At 66.6% G+C, this 18,459-nt stretch carries 20 protein-coding genes; 8 read left to right on the top strand and 12 right to left on the bottom strand.

The annotated features are described in order from the left end of the window. Positions 1–87 precede the first annotated feature (87 nt). On the top strand, positions 88–570 hold the full coding sequence (locus WDB66_RS03755) for a TerB family tellurite resistance protein (RefSeq protein WP_339397201.1): 483 nt from the start codon (positions 88–90) through the stop codon (positions 568–570). Continuing rightward, entirely contained in the window at positions 567–2,426 is a 1,860-nt protein-coding gene (locus WDB66_RS03750; RefSeq protein ID WP_339397200.1) for an ABC transporter ATP-binding protein, read from the top strand. The genes WDB66_RS03755 and WDB66_RS03750 overlap by 4 nt, the downstream gene beginning before the upstream one ends. 212 nt (positions 2,427–2,638) lie before the next feature. Here the strand turns inward: WDB66_RS03750 and WDB66_RS03745 are convergent, their stop codons facing one another. The 7 genes from WDB66_RS03745 to WDB66_RS03715 form a co-directional block, all read right to left on the bottom strand. Then, the gene (locus WDB66_RS03745; protein ID WP_339397199.1) at positions 2,639–3,121 is read right to left on the bottom strand and encodes a glutathione peroxidase; all 483 of its coding nucleotides are present in this window, start codon (positions 3,119–3,121) and stop codon (positions 2,639–2,641) included. Positions 3,122–3,231: 110 nt separating this feature from the next. Next, positions 3,232–3,840 carry a hypothetical protein gene (locus tag WDB66_RS03740; RefSeq protein WP_339397198.1) on the bottom strand — a complete coding sequence of 203 codons (609 nt, stop codon included), beginning with the start codon at positions 3,838–3,840 and terminating at the stop codon, positions 3,232–3,234. An 85-nt stretch (positions 3,841–3,925) separates the two neighbouring features. Beyond that, positions 3,926–4,678: a 23S rRNA (guanosine(2251)-2'-O)-methyltransferase RlmB gene (gene rlmB / locus WDB66_RS03735; RefSeq protein WP_339397197.1), complete on the bottom strand. Its 753-nt coding sequence runs from the start codon at positions 4,676–4,678 to the stop codon at positions 3,926–3,928. A gap of 22 nt (positions 4,679–4,700) precedes the next feature. Then, on the bottom strand, positions 4,701–7,358 hold the full coding sequence (gene rnr, locus WDB66_RS03730; protein ID WP_489670811.1) for a ribonuclease R: 2,658 nt from the start codon (positions 7,356–7,358) through the stop codon (positions 4,701–4,703). A 121-nt stretch (positions 7,359–7,479) separates the two neighbouring features. After that, entirely contained in the window at positions 7,480–7,962 is a 483-nt protein-coding gene (locus tag WDB66_RS03725; RefSeq protein ID WP_339397196.1) for a hypothetical protein, read from the bottom strand. A 114-nt stretch (positions 7,963–8,076) separates the two neighbouring features. After that, the gene (locus tag WDB66_RS03720; protein WP_339397235.1) at positions 8,077–8,733 is read right to left on the bottom strand and encodes a rhomboid family intramembrane serine protease; all 657 of its coding nucleotides are present in this window, start codon (positions 8,731–8,733) and stop codon (positions 8,077–8,079) included. Positions 8,734–8,778: 45 nt separating this feature from the next. Next, positions 8,779–9,171, bottom strand: a complete 393-nt coding sequence (locus WDB66_RS03715; protein ID WP_339397195.1) for an MGMT family protein — start codon at positions 9,169–9,171, stop codon at positions 8,779–8,781. 72 nt (positions 9,172–9,243) lie between these two features. Between WDB66_RS03715 and WDB66_RS03710 the strand changes: the two genes are divergently transcribed. Beyond that, positions 9,244–9,651 carry a hypothetical protein gene (locus tag WDB66_RS03710; protein ID WP_339397194.1) on the top strand — a complete coding sequence of 136 codons (408 nt, stop codon included), beginning with the start codon at positions 9,244–9,246 and terminating at the stop codon, positions 9,649–9,651. Between the two features lie 53 nt (positions 9,652–9,704). Here WDB66_RS03710 and hda read toward each other — a convergent pair whose 3' ends face one another. From hda to WDB66_RS03695, 3 genes are all read right to left on the bottom strand, one after another. Beyond that, positions 9,705–10,409 (bottom strand): DnaA regulatory inactivator Hda, encoded by a 705-nt coding sequence (hda, locus tag WDB66_RS03705; RefSeq protein WP_339397193.1) that lies wholly within the window; start codon positions 10,407–10,409, stop codon positions 9,705–9,707. Next, entirely contained in the window at positions 10,406–11,599 is a 1,194-nt protein-coding gene (locus tag WDB66_RS03700) for an AI-2E family transporter (protein WP_339397192.1), read from the bottom strand. Before WDB66_RS03700 ends, hda begins: the two co-directional genes overlap by 4 nt. A gap of 65 nt (positions 11,600–11,664) precedes the next feature. Next, positions 11,665–12,702 (bottom strand): DUF8605 domain-containing protein, encoded by a 1,038-nt coding sequence (locus WDB66_RS03695; RefSeq protein WP_339397191.1) that lies wholly within the window; start codon positions 12,700–12,702, stop codon positions 11,665–11,667. Positions 12,703–12,847: 145 nt separating this feature from the next. Between WDB66_RS03695 and purM the strand changes: the two genes are divergently transcribed. From purM to WDB66_RS03675, 4 genes are all read left to right on the top strand, one after another. Then, positions 12,848–13,885: a phosphoribosylformylglycinamidine cyclo-ligase gene (gene purM, locus WDB66_RS03690; RefSeq protein ID WP_339397190.1), complete on the top strand. Its 1,038-nt coding sequence runs from the start codon at positions 12,848–12,850 to the stop codon at positions 13,883–13,885. Then, positions 13,885–14,547 carry a phosphoribosylglycinamide formyltransferase gene (gene purN, locus WDB66_RS03685; protein ID WP_339397189.1) on the top strand — a complete coding sequence of 221 codons (663 nt, stop codon included), beginning with the start codon at positions 13,885–13,887 and terminating at the stop codon, positions 14,545–14,547. The genes purM and purN overlap by 1 nt, the downstream gene beginning before the upstream one ends. Positions 14,548–14,559: 12 nt before the next feature. Beyond that, complete coding sequence (locus tag WDB66_RS03680; protein WP_339397188.1) at positions 14,560–15,294, top strand: DUF3108 domain-containing protein; 735 nt, start codon at positions 14,560–14,562, stop codon at positions 15,292–15,294. Between the two features lie 188 nt (positions 15,295–15,482). Then, on the top strand, positions 15,483–15,686 hold the full coding sequence (locus WDB66_RS03675; protein WP_339397187.1) for a dodecin family protein: 204 nt from the start codon (positions 15,483–15,485) through the stop codon (positions 15,684–15,686). 77 nt (positions 15,687–15,763) lie between these two features. Here the strand turns inward: WDB66_RS03675 and murA are convergent, their stop codons facing one another. Then, entirely contained in the window at positions 15,764–17,023 is a 1,260-nt protein-coding gene (gene murA, locus WDB66_RS03670) for a UDP-N-acetylglucosamine 1-carboxyvinyltransferase (protein ID WP_339397186.1), read from the bottom strand. A gap of 19 nt (positions 17,024–17,042) precedes the next feature. Then, the gene (locus WDB66_RS03665; RefSeq protein ID WP_339397185.1) at positions 17,043–17,273 is read right to left on the bottom strand and encodes a BolA family protein; all 231 of its coding nucleotides are present in this window, start codon (positions 17,271–17,273) and stop codon (positions 17,043–17,045) included. Positions 17,274–17,435: 162 nt separating this feature from the next. On the opposite strand from WDB66_RS03665, the gene WDB66_RS03660 reads away from it, so the two are divergent. Further along, positions 17,436–18,458 carry a KpsF/GutQ family sugar-phosphate isomerase gene (locus tag WDB66_RS03660; protein ID WP_339397184.1) on the top strand — a complete coding sequence of 341 codons (1,023 nt, stop codon included), beginning with the start codon at positions 17,436–17,438 and terminating at the stop codon, positions 18,456–18,458. The last annotated feature ends 1 nt before the right edge of the window (position 18,459 follow it).

Below are 18,459 nucleotides of genomic sequence, written 5' to 3'. Positions count from 1 at the left end.
GGGGGCGCCGGCCGGGGCAGTGCGCCCCGTCGAGCCTTTTGTGGCCGGGCGCCTGCGCCCTTCCCCATCCTTTGCGGAGAACACGAGATGGCATCGGAAAACCCCAGCGCCGGCCTGTCCGGCATCCTGCGCGACCTGCGCAGCGCAGTTGGCGACCTGTTCACCGGCGGCAAGCTTGCCGAGGACCGCAAGGTGCCGGTGGAAGTGCTGTTCGGGCTGATCGGTTATGTCGCCAAGGCCGACGGCATCGTCACCAGCCACGAGGCCGAGGTGGTGAATGCCTTGATGCAACAGATGAACCTGCCCAGCGGCGGCCTGGCGCTGGCCAGCGATGCGTTCGAGCGCGGCAAGATGCGCCAGATCGAAGTAGCCGGCGAAGTGGCGCGCATCCGTGCACTGCACCCGGTCGGCTCACCGGAGCTGGCGCAATTGTTCGACACCCTGGTGCGCGTGGCGCATGCCGATGGTCGCCTGTTCGCGCGTGAGCGGGCCGCGCTTGAGGAAATCGGCCTGGCGTTGGGCCTTGACCAGGCCGACATCGCGCGGCGCATCGAGGCCGGCGCTCCTTGAAGCGCGGGCCATTGCCGGCGCAGTCGCAATCACTGCGCCAGCGCGTCACCGCATTGCGCAACCTGGCGCCGTTCCTGGCCCAGGTCTGGCAGACCAGCCGGCTGCTGACCACGGCCACCGTCTGTCTGCGCCTGATCCGCGCACTGCTGCCGGTCACCACGCTGTACATCGCCAAGCTGATCATCGATGAGGTGATCGCGCTGACCGGCGGGCCGGCACTGGATACGGGTCTGGCCGAGGCCTGGCGCAGTGGCGTGCTGGACCACCTCGCGCTGCTGCTGGCCGCCGAATTCGGCCTGGCGCTGTTGTCCGACGTGCTCGGGCGCGCGGTCGGATTCGTCGATACCGCGCTGTCCGAGCTGTACGTCAATGCCGCCAGCGTGCGGCTGATGGAACACGCGGCGACGCTGGATCTTGAGGATTTCGAAGACAGCGAGCTGCAGGACCAGCTGGAACGCGCGCGCCGCCAGACCATGGGCCGCAGCCCGCTGATGGGCCAGCTGTTCGGCCAGGCCCAGGACATCCTCACCGTGATCGCCTTCGCCGCCGGGCTGGTGGCCTACGCGCCGTGGCTGATCGGGCTGATGCTGATCGCGCTGCTGCCGGCGTTCCTGGGTGAAATGCACTTCAACGCGCAGGGGTATGCGCTGAACTACAACTGGACCCCGGAGCGGCGCGAGCTGGACTACATGCGCCAGACCGGCGCCAGCGTGGAAACGGCCAAGGAAGTGAAGATCTTCGGCCTGCAGAACTTCCTCGTGGCGCGCTACCGCGTGCTGGCCGAGAAGTTCTATCGTGCCAACCGCGCGCTGGCGCTGCGCCGCGCGGCCTGGGGCAGCCTGCTGTCGCTGCTCGGCACGGCCGGCTATTACGGCGCCTATGCGTATCTGGCCTGGCGCACCGTGCATGGCGATTTCACCGTCGGCGATCTGACCTTCCTGGCCGGCTCCTTCCTGCGCCTGCGCGGATTGCTGGAAGGGTTGCTGAGCGGCTTCTCGCAGGTCGCCAGCCAGGCCTTGTATCTGGACGACCTGTATTCGTTCTTCAGCATCACGCCGGAAATCCTCTCGCGCCCGGACGCGCGACCGGTTCCAAAACCGATCCGCGAAGGCTTCGTGTTCGAGAACGTCGGTTTCCGCTACCCGGGCGTGGAACGTTGGGCGGTGCGCGGGCTTTCCTTCGAACTGCGTGCCGGCGAATCGGTGGCGCTGGTGGGCGAAAACGGCGCCGGCAAGACCACGCTGGTGAAGCTGCTGGCGCGGCTCTACGACCCGGACGAAGGCCGCATCCTGCTCGACGGCGTGGACCTGCGCGATTACGACCTGGACGATCTGCGCGCCAATGTCGGGGTGATCTTCCAGGATTTCGTGCGCTACCACTTCAACGCCGCCGACAACATCGCGGTGGGCCGGATCGATCAGCGCGAAGACCAGCTGCGCATCGAACAGGCGGCACAGCGCAGCCTCGCCGATGCGGTGATCGCCAAGCTGCCGCGCGGCTACGACCAGATGCTCGGCAAGCGCTTCGGCAGCGGTGTGGACCTGTCCGGCGGCGAGTGGCAGAAGCTGGCGATCGCACGCGCCTATATGCGCAATGCGCAGGTGATGATCCTGGACGAACCGACCGCCGCGCTGGATGCACGCTCGGAATTCGAGGTGTTCCAGCGTTTCAAGGAACTGTCGGCCGGCAAGACCACGGTGCTGATTTCACACCGCTTCTCGACCGTGCGCATGGCCGACCGGATTCTCGTCTTGCGCGATGGCGGCATCGTCGAATCCGGCAACCACGAGCAACTGCTGGCCGCCGACGGCCTCTACGCCGAACTGTTCAACCTGCAGGCCGAGGGTTATCGCTGAGGCAACACACGAAACGCCGTCACGCCGCCTCCCTGCCGTGTCGCCCGGATAAGGCACAGCCGCATCCGGGGATGGCTTTCCCATGATTTCAACCCCGGCTGCGTTCCGGATCTGATCCGAGGCGCAACCGAACTGGCCATTGTTCAACCCGCAAGGCCGGGGACTGCCGCCAAGACGCAACACGCCGCACCATCCCGCGAACACGGCGACCCTCACCCAAGCAGCGCAACGATGTCCTTTTCCAGCTTGGCCGGCGCATCGTTCGGGGCGAAGCGTCGTACCACATTGCCATCACGGTCGATCAGGAACTTGGTGAAGTTCCACTTGATCGCCTCGGTGCCGAGGAAGCCGGCCTTCTCGCTCTTGAGCCAGCGGTACAGCGGTTCGGCCTCCGGCCCGTTGACCCGGATCTTGGCGAACAGCGGGAAGCTGACGTCATAGGTGAGCGAGCAGAAATTCCTGATTTCCTGCGCATCGCCCGGCTCCTGCTGGCCAAACTGATCGCAGGGAAACGCCAGCACCGCAAACCCGGCCGGGCCGTGCTTGCGGTACAGCGCCTCCAGGCCTTCGTACTGCGGCGTGAAACCGCATTTGGACGCGACATTGACGATCAGCAGCACCTTGCCGCGCCATTCCTCCAGCGCTCGCGGCTGATCGTCGATGTCCTGCACGGTGAAATCGTAAAGCGAAGCCATGGTCGGTTCCTGGCGGCGGTCGGGATGCGCAGATTACCCGAGCCGTCCGCCCTCCGGGCGTGCATCGCTTATCAGCTGATGCCCTGGCGCTTGATCAGAAAACCCGGGCCTTAGTCGTCGGACGCATCGTCTTCAACTTCCGGCTTCGCGGTGAAATCAGGCACCGGCAGCCAGTTGCGTGCCAGCACGAATACCGCCCAGCAAGCAAAGCTGAAGATCGCGGCGTTGACCAGCCCGGCACGCGCGATCAGCGGCCACGGCCAGATCATCGCGATGATCATGTTCTTCAGCGATTCAACGCTGAATCCGATCAGCAGCTGCACCACCTGGCCTTCGACGAAGGACCAGCCCGACAGCAGGCCCTCACGCGGATCGAGCAACGCCTCAAGTTCCATGCCGACAAAGATCGACAGCGCGACCATGCCGTAGAAGCCGCCACCACTGTGATCGCGCACCCAGCGGTCCAGCACGTCATCCAGACGGCGGGAAATCCATTCGTCCGGCAGGCTGCCGGCCGCGACCACTGCGGCATAAGTGAGCAGGAACAGGCCGAAGGCACCGGGCAGCCAGTTGCGTTCGAGAACGATGTAACCGGTCAGCCACAGCAGTAATCCGGCTGTGGCCACCAGCGCCAGCAGCCACCAGTGGTGTGGTTGCAAGGTGCTGCCCGAGGGTGCAACTCGGTGGAAGGTTTCGGTACCCAGACGACGCAGATCCATGGGCGATTTCCAGCAGGAGTGCAGGCAAAGTGTGCGCCGATCAGGACGCCATCGCCATGCCGGTGTGACGCCGGGCCAGGCGCGATCAGCCGGCCAGGCGCTGGCGCACCGCCTCGAACAGTGCGACACCGGCCGCGACCGAGACATTCAGGCTTTCGATATCACCCGGCATCGGGATGCGCGCCAGAAAATCGCAATGCTCGCGTGTCAGCCGCCGCATGCCCTCAGCTTCGCCGCCCATCACGATGCCAACCGTGCCCTTTAAATCGATTGCGTACAGGTCCTGCGTCGCTTCGCCGGCCAGGCCGACCAGCCAGACGCCAGCCTGTTTCAGGCTTTCCAGCGTGCGCGCCAGATTGGTGACGCGCACCACCGGAATGCGATCAGCCGCGCCGGCCGAGGTCTTGCGCACCGTGGCATTGACCTGCGCGGATTTGTCGCGCGGGATCACCACCGCCGTGGCCCCGGCGGCGGCGGCGCTGCGCAGGCAGGCGCCGAGATTGTGCGGGTCCTGCACGCCATCCAGGATCAGCAGCAGCGGCGCCGGAGCCGATTCCAGCAGCACGGCAAGATCGTTTTCATCCAGGCTGCGCGCCGCGCTGTACTGCGCGACAACACCCTGATGCCGGACACCGGCGGCGAGCCTGTCCAGCACCTCGCTGGCGACGGTGCGCGTGGCGATGCCGTGGGTGCGCGCCAGTTCCGTCAGCTCGGTCAGGCGCGGGTTGCGGGCACGCGCTTCAAGCATGATCTCGCGCACATTGTCCGGATCATTTTCCAGCGCTGCCGCCACCGCATTGATGCCGGCGATCCAGTGGGCATTGTCCTTTCCGGCCATCGTGCCGCGCTCCCTGCCGCGCTCAGTCCTTGCCACGGGTTTTCTTCTTCGGTTTGGTCGCACTGCCCTTGTCCGCCTTGGCGGCGGTGCGCTCCGGCACCAGACGCAGATCGATGCGGCGGTCTTCGACACTGGCGCGCAGCACCAGCACCCGCACCGGATCGCCCGGACGCCACGCCGCGCCGGTGCGTTCGCCGCTGAGCATCTTGCGCACCGGGTCGAAGTGGTACCAGTCGTTCGGCAGTTGGGTGACGTGCACCAGTCCGCTGACCTTGGAGTCGGTCATTTCCACGAACAGGCCGAACGAGGTCACGCCCGAGACGATGCCATCGAACTCGCTGCCGACATGCTGTTCCATCCAGGCCGCGCGATAGCGCTCGTCGACCTCGCGCTCGGCCTCCTCGGCCCGACGTCCGCGCTCGGAGCATTGCAGGCACAGCTGTGCCATATCGTGCGGCGCATAACGGAAATCGTCGGCGCGCCCGTCATCGAGCACGTGCTTGATCGCACGGTGGGTCAGCAGATCCGGATAACGCCGGATCGGCGAGGTGAAGTGGGCGTAGGCCTCCAGCGCCAGCCCGAAATGGCCGATGTTCTGCGGCGAATACACCGCCAGGCTTTGCGAACGCAGCAGCACCGATTCGATCAGCGCGCTGTCGGCACGCTCGCGCACCTTCTTCAACAGCGTGGTGAAATCACCGGGCTGGACCTTGTTCCACGGCGGCATCGAAAGCCGGAATTCGGCGAGGAATTCCAGCAGATCGGCGTATTTCTGTTCCGGCGGACGGTCGTGCACGCGATGCGGGGCCGGGATGTCGTGCGCCAGCAGGAAACGCGAGGCCTCCACGTTGGCCGCGATCATGCACTCCTCGATCAGCTTGTGCGCATCGTTGCGTTCGGTCATGCCGCCCTGCACCACTTCGCCGGCCGGGCCGAGCACGAAGCGCACTTCGCCGGTTTCGAACTCGATCGCGCCACGCGCGCTGCGTGCCTTGGCCAGGATGCGGTAAAGCTGGTGCAGATGCTGGATCTGCGGCAGACGCTCACCGAGCTGTGCGATGGCATCCGGATCCTCGTGCCCGATCGCGTTCCAGACCTGAGTATAGGACAGCCGTGCATGCGAACGCATCACCGCTTCGTAGAATTCCGAGCTGCGCACCTTGCCGTCGCGGTCGACCTGCATATCGCAGACGAAACACAGTCGATCCTCGTCCGGACGCAGCGAGCAGATGCCGTTGGACAGGGTCTCGGGCAGCATCGGAATCACGAAGCCGGGGAAATACACCGAGGTGGCGCGCAGCTGGGCTTCCTCGTCCAGCGCAGAACCGGGCTGCACGTAATGCGAAACATCCGCGATCGCGACCACGAGGCGGAAACCGTTGCGGTTCGGCTCGCAGTACACCGCGTCGTCGAAATCCTTGGCGTCTTCTCCGTCGATCGTCACCAGCGGCAGCTCGCGCAGATCCACGCGCTGGGACGCAACCGTAGCCGGCACTTCCAGCGGCACCGCGCTGGCCTGTTCCAGCACCTGCGGCGGGAACACATGCGGCAGGCCGTGGCCGTGGATCGCGACCTCCACCACCAGCGAAGGCGTCAGCGCCTCGCCCAGCACGGTCAGGATGCGGCCGATCGGCGGACGCCCGCGTTGCGGTGCCTCGACAATCTCGCAGACCACCAGCTGGCCGGGGCGCGCATCGTGGCGCGCATCCGGCGGGATCATCACGTCCTGCAGCACGCGCTTGTCATCAGGCGTGACGTGGCCGATGCCGGCGCGCTCGTCATAACGCCCGACCAGCCGCATCAGGCGCCGCTCCAGCACTTCGACGATGACGCCTTCGCGCCGGCCGCGACGGTCGACATTGACCACGCTGGCCAGCACGCGGTCACCGTGCAGCACCTTGCGCATTTCGCGCGGCGGCAGGAACAGGTCCTCGCCGCCGGCATCCAGATGCACGAAACCGAAGCCTTCCGGATTGGCGATCACCTGCCCGGCCAACAGATCGGTCTTCTGCGCCGGCACGTATTGGCCGCGCCGGTTGGCCAGCAGCTGGCCATCGCGCAGCATCGCGGCCAGGCGCCGGCTCAGCGCTTCGAAACGATCAGGTGCGGTCAGTTGCAGCTTGACTGCCAGTTCTTCGGCCGACTGCGGGCCGTCCGACTGCGCGACCAGCGCCAGGATCGCCTCGCGGCTGGCGATGGGGTTGTCGTATCGACGTGCCTCGCGCTCGGCGAACTGGTCCTGGAAACGTGCCGCGCCGGACGCTGGAGTCGCAGCAACGGCGTCCCTGCCACGCGCGGCTTTCGCGCTGCGGCCTGGAACGGGCGCCGGTGCAGGTACCGGCGAGGTAGCCCGGGCGCCACGTTTGGTGGCGGCGCCGGATTTTTTGGCCGCCAGCTTTCCAGTCGCGCGGGCGGTTCCGGCCGATCTGGCCGCCTTGGTTGCGCCGGCGGTCTTTCTGGCGGCGGTCTTCGTTGCGGCTGCCGTGGCCTTGCGCGCGGTGGTCTTGCCTGCGGCGGACTTCTTCGCGGCCTTGCCCGTCGCCTTTCCGCTGCCGGCACCGGCGCCGGTTCGCTGGCGTTCCTCGGCCTCGGCCTGGATCAAGGTGTCCGGCATCCAACCCGGACGCGCCGGGGCCTTCTTGCCGGCGGTCTTGCGCCGGTCGCTCGTGGTTTTTTTCATCGCCGCATCGTACTACGCGCTTCCGGTACGGCGATGACCGGCAGCAAACGGCACACGTTGAAATGACAACGGCCACGCAAACCTGCGTGGCCGTCGAGCGACAACAGATGATGCGGGCCGATCAGTCCGAAACCACGGCGCCTGCCGCTGCGGAGGTTTCCGTCGCTGCCGGGGCTGCGGCTTCGCCGGTCGGGCGGGCCTGCACGACGCGCACGCCACGACTCTTCATCCAGGCATCGAATTCGGCGGCGGTGAACTTCTTGCCCTTGTCCATATTGAAACGGTAGGGCGTGTTGTCGTGCTCGGTCTTGGGCACGTAGTTGGCGAATTCGTCCTGCGCCGCAGCGGCGGCACATGATTCCAGCCGCAGGCGCATCAGCACCACGTCCAGCGCCAGGGATTCGTCGCGGCTTTCGGCCAGCAGCGTGCGCGGCGCGGCCAGTGCGGCCGGGTGACCGGTCATGCCGGAGAACAGCGGCGGCACCGGCGTAGTGCGCACCGGCAGCGGCTGCGGCGCATCACCGGAACAACTGATCGCGGCGGCCGGAGCGCTGAGCCCCATCATCGCCAGCGTACCCGCCACAAGCATCGTCATCCTCAACATCGCATGGTTCCTGCAAGACCGGATCGAACGCGGCAAGTCTAGGCCCGACAAGCGCTTGCGACAAGTTCCTCAGGCCGCTTCCGTGGCCTGACACACGCTTTGCCGAAGGCGCACTCAGCCCTGTCGTGGCCGGCGCCGGAACGGCCAGCGCCCGCGCCAGTACTGGATCATCAGGAAACCGAAAGCCATGCCGCCCAGATGCGCGAAATGCGCCACGCCCGATTGCGTGCGGGTGACGCCCATGACCAGTTCCAGCACGCCGTAGACGATGACGAAAGTACGCGCGCGCATCGGAATCGGCGGAAAGATCAGCATCAGGCGGTGGTTCGGAAACAGCATGCCGAACGCCAGCAGCACACCGAAAATCCCGCCGGAGGCACCCACCGTCGGATACGGATCGCTGCCGCTGTTGACCGCCATCGTGGCCACGACCAGCTGCACCAGCCCGGCCCCGATCACGCAGACCAGGTAGTACTGCATGAACCGCTTCGAGCCCCAGGTGCCTTCCAGCGCCGGCCCGAACATCCACAGCGCGAACATGTTGAAGAACAGATGCGTCAGCCCACCGTGCAGGAAGCCATAGGTCAGCACCTGCCACGGCAGGAAGCCGACCTGCACCACGCTCACCGCCGACACCCGTGCGCTGTATTCGCCCAGCGGCCACAGCATCATGTCGAGAAAGCGGATGTCACCCAGCAACAACTGCAGCACGAAGATCACGCCGTTGCCCAGCAACAGCGCGCGTGTGATCGGGGGAATCTGGCCCAGCATCGGCACGTCCGGAAATGGCGAAAGCACCATTCTACGCTGCCGGCATCACCCTGCCCCGTCGTCGCCCCTATCGGCATCGCCCAACGGCGAACTGCCCCACAGCGCCTGGTCGAGCAGCGACTGGGCCGGATCCAGCCGCACCCTTCCGGCCACCACGTCCACGCCTTCGGCCCGCAGGCGTTGGCATTGCTCGTGGAATTCGGGCGAACCCGGTGGAAATGCGATGCGCCCGTCGGAGCGCACGATGCGGTGCCAGGGCAAGGGCGGGCCTTCGTGCGTAGCCAGGATGCGCGCCACCAGACGGGCGGCACGCGGCCAGCCGGCACGGCGCGCGATCGCACCATAGCTGGCGACGCTGCCGATCGGCACCGCGCGGATCTGCGCGATGATCTGGCTGCGCCGCCGCTGGCCGCGTTCTTCCCGGCCTTCCCCATTCATATGCATTCCGTGACAGTGCCCGTGTGCAGGCGGGCTAGAATACCCGCCGTTTCCCAATGCCCTGTCCCGACCATGCAGAATTTCGAGCAGATCCGCGCACACGCGGCCGCCAGCTACACGATCAAGACCAACGACCCCTATCTGATCGGGGTCGAACTCACGCTGGATCAGGGCGCACGCCGGCAGAACATCTACCTGGCCGAAATGCAGGGCGAAGACGAACGTCCTTACCTGCGCGTCAGCACCTCGGTGGCGCCGATCACCGGCCTGGATGCGCGCCGCGCGCTGTATTTCAACTGGGAACAGCGCGTGGGTTATCTCGCCGTCTCCGAGCTGGACGGCGTGCCCTATCTGCAATTGTGCGAGAACCGCCCCTACACCTCGCTGACGGCGGCCGAGATCGACCGCATCGTGCTGGAAATCGGTGGTTTGGGCGACCGCATGGAACGCACCTTCTCGGCTGGTGGCGACCTGTTCTGATTCGCCGGGCAGCAGCGTTGCCAAGGTATCGCCAGCAAGGTATCGCCAGAAGCTCAGCCGCCCGCCGCGTCCTGTTCCAGGAATTGCCGCAGGAACGGCACCGTGACGCGTCGCTGTTCGGCCAGGCTGGCACGGTCCAGCCGGTCCAGCAGCGCGGTCAATGAGGCCATGTCGCGCCCGACCCGGCGCAGCAGGAACCCCAGCGCGGCCTCATCCAGCTCCCAGCCACGCGCCTGCGCCTTGCGCTGCAGGATGGCCTGGCGTAGATCGTCATCGATGCGCGGCAATATCAGCTGGGTGCATTGACCGAAACGCGAACGCAGGTCCGGCAGGCCCGGCGGCAGCGCGGCCGGGGTTTCCTGTGCGATGTACAGCACCGCCGCCCCGCTGGCACGGGCGCGGTTGTGGAAATGGAACAGCGCGATCTCGTCCTCGCGTTCGCCCAGCAGCGCATCCAGATCATCCAGCACCACCAGACCGAGCCGTTCCAGCCCGGCCAGCGCGCTCGCGGCGCGGCCACGGGCATGGCGCAACGGCACATATTGCACCGCCAATCCCTGCGCCGCCGCCTCCTGCACCGTGGCCAGCGCCAGATGCGTCTTGCCGCTGCCGGCCGGCCCGGACAGGAATACCGCCGGCACGCCGCCTGCCGCCATCTGGCGCAGCAAGGCCAACGCGTCCGGGCTGCCCACGAAGGTATCGAATCGCTGTTCGGGGCCGCCGCGCAACAGCAGCGGCAATTGCGGTGTCACGCTCACGCCGGACGCTCTTCCGGGTTCGCGCCATCCGTCACCGGAACCGTGGCGGCAGGTTCGTCCCCGGCGGCGTCCTGGCCGGCCAGCGAGCTGGCCAGTTCAGCGGTATCCGCCGGCGGCACCGGCGTCTTCAATCCCGGTTCGCCACCATACAACCGGCTGGCGGTATAGCGCTGGTACAGATAGCGCAGCAGCACCATCGCCACCGCCGCCACTGGCAGCGCCACCAGCACGCCGATGAAACCGAACAGCTGGCCGCCGGCCATCACCGCGAAGATCACCGCCACCGGATGCATGCCGATGCGGTCCCCGACCAGCAACGGCGTCAAGGCCACGCTTTCCAGCACCTGGCCCACACCGAACACCACGCCCACCAGAATCACGTGGGTCCAGTCGCCGTACTGCACCAGCGCCGCGATCAGACCGATGCCGACACCGACGATGGCACCCAGATACGGGATGAAACTGACCAGCCCGGCGATCATGCCGATCAACAGCGCCAGATCGATGCCGACCATCCACAGCCCGACCGCATAGATCGTGCCCAGCGCCAGCATCACGCTGAGCTGGCCGCGCAGGAAGCCGCCCAGCACGCTGTCCGATTCGGCCGCCAGGCGCGATACCGTCGGCTCGATCGGGCGTGGCAGCAGATCGCGCACCTTGCCCACCATCACGTCCCAGTCGCGCAGCAGGTAGAACGTCACCACCGGGATCAGCGCCAGATTCACCACCCAGGTGATGATCAGCATGCCGGATTTGGACAACCCGCCCAGCACCGTGGCCGCTACCCCGCCGGCCTGCTGCCAGTGCTGGCGCAGCATCTCGAACAGGCTGCCCACGTCCAGCCCTTCCAGATCGAATCCGGTGCGCTCGCTGACCCACGGCAACGCGATCTCGGTGAACCACTCGCGGTAGCGCGGGAACTGTTCGACCAGGGTGCTGATCTGGCGTTCCAGCATCGGGATCAGCAGCAACACCACGCCGACCAGCGCCAGCGTCATCAGGGTGAACACGATCACCACCGAAGCGGTACGCGACAGCCGCAGGCGTTCGAGCCGGTCCACCATCGGATCGCCCAGGTAGGCCAGCAGCCCGGCGACTACGAACGGTGTCAACACCGGTCCCAGCAGCCAGAGCACGGCGCCCAGAAGCACCGTCAATGCCAGCAGTTGCCATTTGTGGGTATCGGTCATGTCTGATTCCAGTGCGTTTTCCTGAAGCCCGGCGGCAATGACGCCGCCGTGCGCTCCGGGTGACCTCAGGGCCGGCGCGTGAACACGCTGGGCGTCTGTGCATCACCCAGGGTTTCGGTCCGTAGGCCGCTGCTGTCCAGCAGCCGTGCCAGACTTTCCACCCCGGCCGAAAGCTCCAGCTCCAACTGCAAACGGTCATCGACCAGCGCCAGCGGCACGATCCCGCGCACGATCGGCTGGCGCCCGAGCATCTGCATCAGGCCAGCATAGTCACGCGCGGATGACAGCCCTTCGATCACCACCGGATAGCGCCCGGCCGGGCCAGACAGCACCATCTGCGAATAGCGCTGCGCCCAGGCATCGGCGGCACCGTCGGCACCTGTGGCCAGCACCGTGGCGGCCTGCGGATCCCGGGTTTGCCAGCGGCCGATATCACTCTCGCCCTCGCGCAGGCGCCAGTCCGCGATCCAGCCGCCTTCGCCACGCCGCAACCAGCCGATCAGCACCGGCCCGCCGTAACGGCGCGAAGCATTGTCCACGGCGTAGGTTTCACCACCGGGAATATCGTGCGGCTGCACGATGCTGCGGTCCAGCTCGTCATAGCTGGGCAAACGTACGCGCAGGCCGCGCTGATTGGCGCGTGACGTCAGCGGCGCCACCGCAGCGGCCGCGTCCTGCGACACGATGCGGGCGCCGCTGCCATCATCGATCGCCAACCACAGGATCGGCTGCGGACGTTGCGCCGGCAGCGCGCTGCGCCCACCGGAGGCCAGCAAGGCCTGCACCCCGGCCTGGTTGAAACGCGCGATCAGGTAATGGCGCAACTGCGGCACGCCATCGACCCGCACCATGTCCTGGCGGTAGCGGTACTGCTGCAACAACGACGCAGCATCGGCATCAGCGGCCGCAGCCGCCGACGCGGCGTCGCCACCGACCTTGACCAGCACCTGCGCCAGCGCTTGCGGCAGCGCCGCGTTGCGGTCGGATTCGGACTGGCTGGGCACCGCCACTTCGCCTTCGTACAGGGCAAGTTCCTGCGCCAGCAGCGGAAAACCGGCCAGCAGCAGCCACACACCGGCCAGCCATCGTGGAAAAACTCGCATCGCCGCATCCTTGAAAAGCACCGGCGCATGTTGCCGTATCGGTGCCCGCAGCGTCCATGCGGGCACGCAGGCATGCGCCCGGGGGGCGGTCCGCAGCCGCCCGAACGGCTACAATTTGCGCCTCTTTCCCCGCAGGATGCCCTTCGTGACCGCCGCCAAGCCGCCGCTCACCTATCGCGACGCCGGAGTCGACATCGACGCCGGCAACGCCCTTGTCGATCGCATCAAGCCGCTGGTCAAGCGCAGCTTCCGGCCCGAGGTCATGGGCGGGCTGGGCGGATTCGGCGCGCTGTTCGATCTGTCCGGCAAATACCGCGAACCGGTGCTGGTATCCGGCACCGATGGCGTCGGCACCAAGCTCAAGCTCGCGCAGCAGTGGCAGCGCCACGACAGCATCGGCATCGATCTGGTCGGCATGTGCGTCAACGATGTGCTGGTGCAGGGCGCCGAACCGTTGTTCTTCCTCGACTATTTCGCCACCGGCAAGCTCGATGTCGACACCACCGCGCAGGTCGTCGGCGGCATTGCCGAAGGCTGTGTGCGCGCCGGCTGTGCGCTGATTGGTGGTGAAACCGCCGAGATGCCGGATATGTACGGCGTTGGCGAATACGATCTGGCCGGTTTCTGCGTCGCAGCGGTGGAAAAGTCGAAGCTGCTGGACGGCAGCGCGGTGCGCGCCGGCGACGTGTTGCTGGGCATCGATTCCAGCGGCCCGCATTCCAACGGCTACTCGCTGGTCCGACGCGTGCTGGAACGCAGCGGCGCGGCGCCGGACCTGATGCTGGACAGCACCCGCCTGGACGATGCGCTGATGGCGCCGACCACGATCTACGTCAAACCGGTCCTGGCACTGCTCGCCGCACACGCGCCGCATGCGATGGCGCACATCACCGGCGGCGGGCTGGAGGAAAACATCATCCGCGTGGTGCCCGAGGGGCTTGGCATCGAAGTCGATGCCGGCAGTTGGACGCTGCCGCCGGTGTTCGACTGGCTGCAACGCGAAGGCGGCATCAGCGATCGTGAAATGTGGCGCACCTTCAACTGCGGCATCGGTTTCGTGGTCATCACCACGGCCGAAGACAGCAGCGCGATCCAGCAGACGCTGGCAGCGCAGGGCCTGCGCAGCCGCCCGATCGGCCAGGTGGTCACGGCCAGCGCCGACAACCGCGTGCGCATTGGCTGATGCTGCGCGTCGCGGTGCTGGCATCCGGGCGCGGCAGCAATCTGGCCGCGCTGCAAGCATGTGATGATGACGCCGGTTTCGGCATTGTCGGCGTGTTCTCCGACAAGCCCGATTCCGGCGCGCTGCAACACGCGCGCGACGCCGGCATCCATGCGCAGGCACTGGTGCCGGGTGGCTATCCGAACCGCGAGAGCTTCGATCTGGCCTTCTTTGCCGACGTGATGCAGATCCAGCCAGACCTGATCGTCTGTGCCGGCTATATGCGCATCATTTCCGCCGTCGCGCTGGCGCGGCTGCCGGTGCCGATGATCAACATCCACCCTTCCCTGCTGCCGCTCTATCCCGGCCTGCACACCCACGCCCGCGCGCTGGAAGCCGGCGATGCCGAGCACGGTGCCAGCGTGCATCTGGTCACTGCCGAACTCGATGGCGGGCCGGTGATCGCACAGGCCCGTGTGCCAGTGCATGCGGACGACGACCCAACCACACTGGCCGCACGCGTGCTCGAACGCGAACACCATCTGCTGCCGGCCAGCGTCGCGCTGTTCGCCAGAGGCCGGCTGAAGCTGCACCAGGGCCAGCCATGGCTGGACGGTGAACCGCTTGCCGCGCCGCTGCAACTGCGCGGCAAGGTTCTGGTCCAAGATGGTCCGGACAAATAAGGAACCTGCCCGATGAAGCATCCGCTCCGCCATCTGATTCCCGCACTGGCACTGGCCACCCTGCTGGCATTGCCTGCCAGCGGCGTGGCCGCAGCACCGCCGCTGCAACCGTATGTGGCGCACTACGAAGTGCTGCGCGATGGCGCCCCGGCCGGGCGCGCCACCGTGTCGCTCAACGCCGAGGGCGAAGGCCAATGGCGTCTGCACAGCCGCACCGAAGGCACCCAGGGCCTGGCCGCGCTGGCCGGCCTGCTGGTCGAGGAAACTTCGGTGTTTTCCGAAACCGCCAAAGGCTTGCAGTGCATCAGCTACCGCTATCGCCAGAGCGGCCTGCGGGTGCGCGAACGCAGCGTGGACTGCGGCAGCGGCGAAACCGACATCGTCAGCCGCGACCATCGCGGTGAATACCGTTTTCCGGCGCAGCCCGGTGTGTTGGACCGGCAGACGGTGAGCCTGGCACTGGCGCACGCGCTGGCACCGGGGAAGCAGACGCGATTCGAATTTCCGGTCGTGGACCGCGAACGCCTCGAAGAGCAGGTGTTCCGCATGGGCGGTGAGGAAACCATCAGCCTGCCCGGCGGTGAACTGCGTGCCTGGCGGGTGGAACGCATCCGCGACGACGACCAGCGCCACACCACCACCTGGTTCGACCCGGAGCAACGCGTGCCACTACGCGTATTGCAGCGCGAAGGTGGCCGGGTCAGCTTTGAGATGCGCCTGCTGGACCTGGAGCGCGGCAGGCGCTGAAGCGCTTCCGCCCTTGCACCTGCCGCACCACCACCGTTCCGCTTCGCCTGAACGCCGCACCGCACCCCACGCAGCGCAGCCATTCCAGCCGCAGTATGCTCATCCGGCCGGCATGGGCCGCTGATCCGTCTGCCGCCCGCGCCCGGCATCCTGTGTATGGCCAACCAACCACACCGCGAGGTATTCCCATGTCCATTGCGAAAGTCATCGAAATCACCGCCTCCTCCCCGAACAGCATCGAGGATGCAGTCAAGTCGGGCCTGAAGAAAGCCGCCGAAACGGTCAAGAACATCAAGGGTGCCTGGATCAACGAAACCAAGGCCGTGACTTCTGCCGACGGCACCGTCACCGAGTGGCGCGTCAACATGCGGGTCAGCTTCGTCGTGGAGTGATGCCTGCGGCCCCGTGCCGATACGCCACATGAAAAAGCCCGGCGATGCCGGGCTTTTTCGTTGGATCAGCGGCCGCTTCAGCCCGGAAGCCGGCGGATGCGCGCACCCAGGCCGCCGAGCTTTTCCTCGATGTTCTCGTAGCCGCGATCGATGTGGTAGATGCGGTCGACCGTGGTATCGCCCTGTGCCACCAGCCCGGCCAGCACCAGCGAGGCCGAAGCGCGCAGGTCGGTCGCCATGATCGGCGCGCCGGTCAGGCGCGGCACGCCACGGATCACCGCGGTATGCCCATCCACACGGATGTCCGCACCCAGCCGTTGCAGTTCCTGCACATGCATGAACCGGTTCTCGAACACCGTTTCGTTGATCGTGCCGACGCCTTCAGCCACCGCGTTGAGCGCGGTGAACTGGGCCTGCATATCGGTCGGGAAGGCCGGATACGGCGCGGTGGAAATATCGACGGCGCGCGGGCGGTTGCCACGCATGTCCAGCTCGATCGTGTCCGGGCCGGTGGAAATATGGGCTCCGGCCTCTTCCAGCTTCACCAGCACCGCATCCAGGGTGTCGGCGCGGGTGCGACGGGTCAGTACCCGGCCACCGGTCATCGCACCGGCCACCAGGAAGGTGCCGGTTTCGATCCGGTCCGGCAGCACGTCGTAGCGGCAGCCTTCCAGCCGCTCGACGCCTTCGACCACCAGACGCGAGGTGCCAGCGCCTTCGATGTGCGCACCCATCGCGATCAGGCAGTTGGCCAGATCCACGATTTCAGGTTCCTGCGCGGCGTTGTCGATGATCGTGGTGCCGCGCGCCAGCGTGGCGGCCATCAGGATGTTCTCGGTACCGGTGACGGTGACCAGGTCCATCATGATGTGGGCACCTTTCAGCCGGTCGGCGCGGGCACGGATGTAGCCGTTTTCGACCGTCACCTGCGCACCGAGTGCCTGCAGGCCCTTGATATGCAGATCGACCGGGCGCGAGCCAATCGCGCAGCCACCCGGCAACGAGACTTCGGCCTGCCCGAAACGCGCCACCATCGGCCCCAGCACGAGGATCGAGGCACGCATCGTCTTGACCAGTTCGTAAGGCGCCACGAAGCGGTCGGCCTTGCGCGGATCCAGATGGATGCGCATGCGGTCGTCGATCGCCAGATCCACGCCCATGCGGCCGAGCAGTTCCATCGTGGTGGTGACATCGTGCAGATGCGGGACGTTGCCGATGTCCATCGCGCCGTCGGCCAGCAGGCCGGCGGTCAGGATCGGGAGCACTGCGTTCTTGGCGCCGGAAATCTGCACCTCGCCGTGGAGCGGAACGCCCCCGGAAATCAGGATTTTTGCCATGGGGTGTGTACGGTCCTGCTCAGCCGGCTTCGTCCGGCGTAAGGGTCTTCAGTGCCAGCGCGTGGATTTCGCCACCCATGCGGTCGCCCAGCGTGTCATAGACCATGCGGTGACGCGCCAGCGGCAGCTTGCCGGCAAACCCCGGATAGACCACGGTGGCCTCGAAATGCACGCCATCGTCACCTTCGACATCGGCCTGGGCGCCGGGCAGGCCGGCTTCGATCAATTGGCGGATCAGCTGTGCATTCATCTGGGAGCTAGGACACGGAAAACATGATTGGGAGTGCCCGCTGCCTGCGGCGGCCTCGGCAAGCGCCGGAACCGGGGCACGGGTAGAATGACCCGGCATGATAAATCAAAACGACCGTGAGCCCGAACCCTGCGGCTGCGGCATATCGAGTGACCCATCACAATGAACGCCAATATCCATCCGCTGCCGCAGGCCACCGGGCGTATCGACCCGAACCCGGGCCTGATCGTCGCCAGCGCCCGCGCCGTGATCGACAACGAAGCCAAGGCGCTGCTGGCACTGCATCCGCGGATCGATGCCACCTTCGTTGCCGCCTGCCGCACGATGCTGGCCTGCCCGGGGCGCGTGGTCACCACCGGCATGGGCAAATCCGGCCATATCGCGCGCAAGATCGCGGCCACGCTGGCCTCCACCGGCACCCCGTCGTTCTATGTGCATTCGGGCGAAGCCAGCCACGGCGATCTGGGCATGATCACCGAGCACGACGTGGTACTGGCGCTGTCCAATTCCGGCGAAACCGATGAAGTACTGACCATCGTCCCGGTCATCAAGCGCCAGGGCAATGCCTTGATTGCAATGACCGGCCGCCCCGAATCCACCCTCGCCCGCCTCGCGGATATCCACCTGGATGTCGCGGTGGAGGAAGAAGCCTGCCCGCTCGGACTGGCCCCGACCACCAGCACCACCGCCGCGCTGGTCATGGGCGATGCGCTGGCGGTGGCGATGCTGGAAGCACGCGGCTTCACCAGCCAGGATTTCGCGCGCTCGCATCCGGCCGGCAGCCTCGGCCGCCGCCTGCTGCTGCACATTTCCGACATCATGCATGCCGGCGAGGAAATCCCACGCGTCGGCCAGCACGCCACGCTGAGCCAGGCAGTGATGGAAATGAGCCACAAGCGCCTGGGCATGACCGCCGTGGTCGACGACGACAACCGCCTGCTCGGCGTGTTCACCGATGGCGACCTGCGCCGCACGATGGACGATCCCAGCGCCGACCTGCGCTCCACCCCGGTCATGGACGTGATGAACCGGCAGCCCAAATCGATCGGCCCCGAGCGCCTCGCGGTCGAAGCGGCGCGGATGATGGAGGAACACAAGATCTCCGCGGTGATCGTGGTCGATGACGAACAACACGTGGTCGGCGCCCTGAACATCCACGACCTGCTGCGCGCCCGAGTGGTCTGAC

Source organism: Denitratimonas organivorans (assembly GCF_037478135.1).
Classification (GTDB): Bacteria; Pseudomonadota; Gammaproteobacteria; order Xanthomonadales; family Xanthomonadaceae; genus Denitratimonas.
This window is presented reverse-complemented; position numbering and strand designations above follow the sequence as displayed.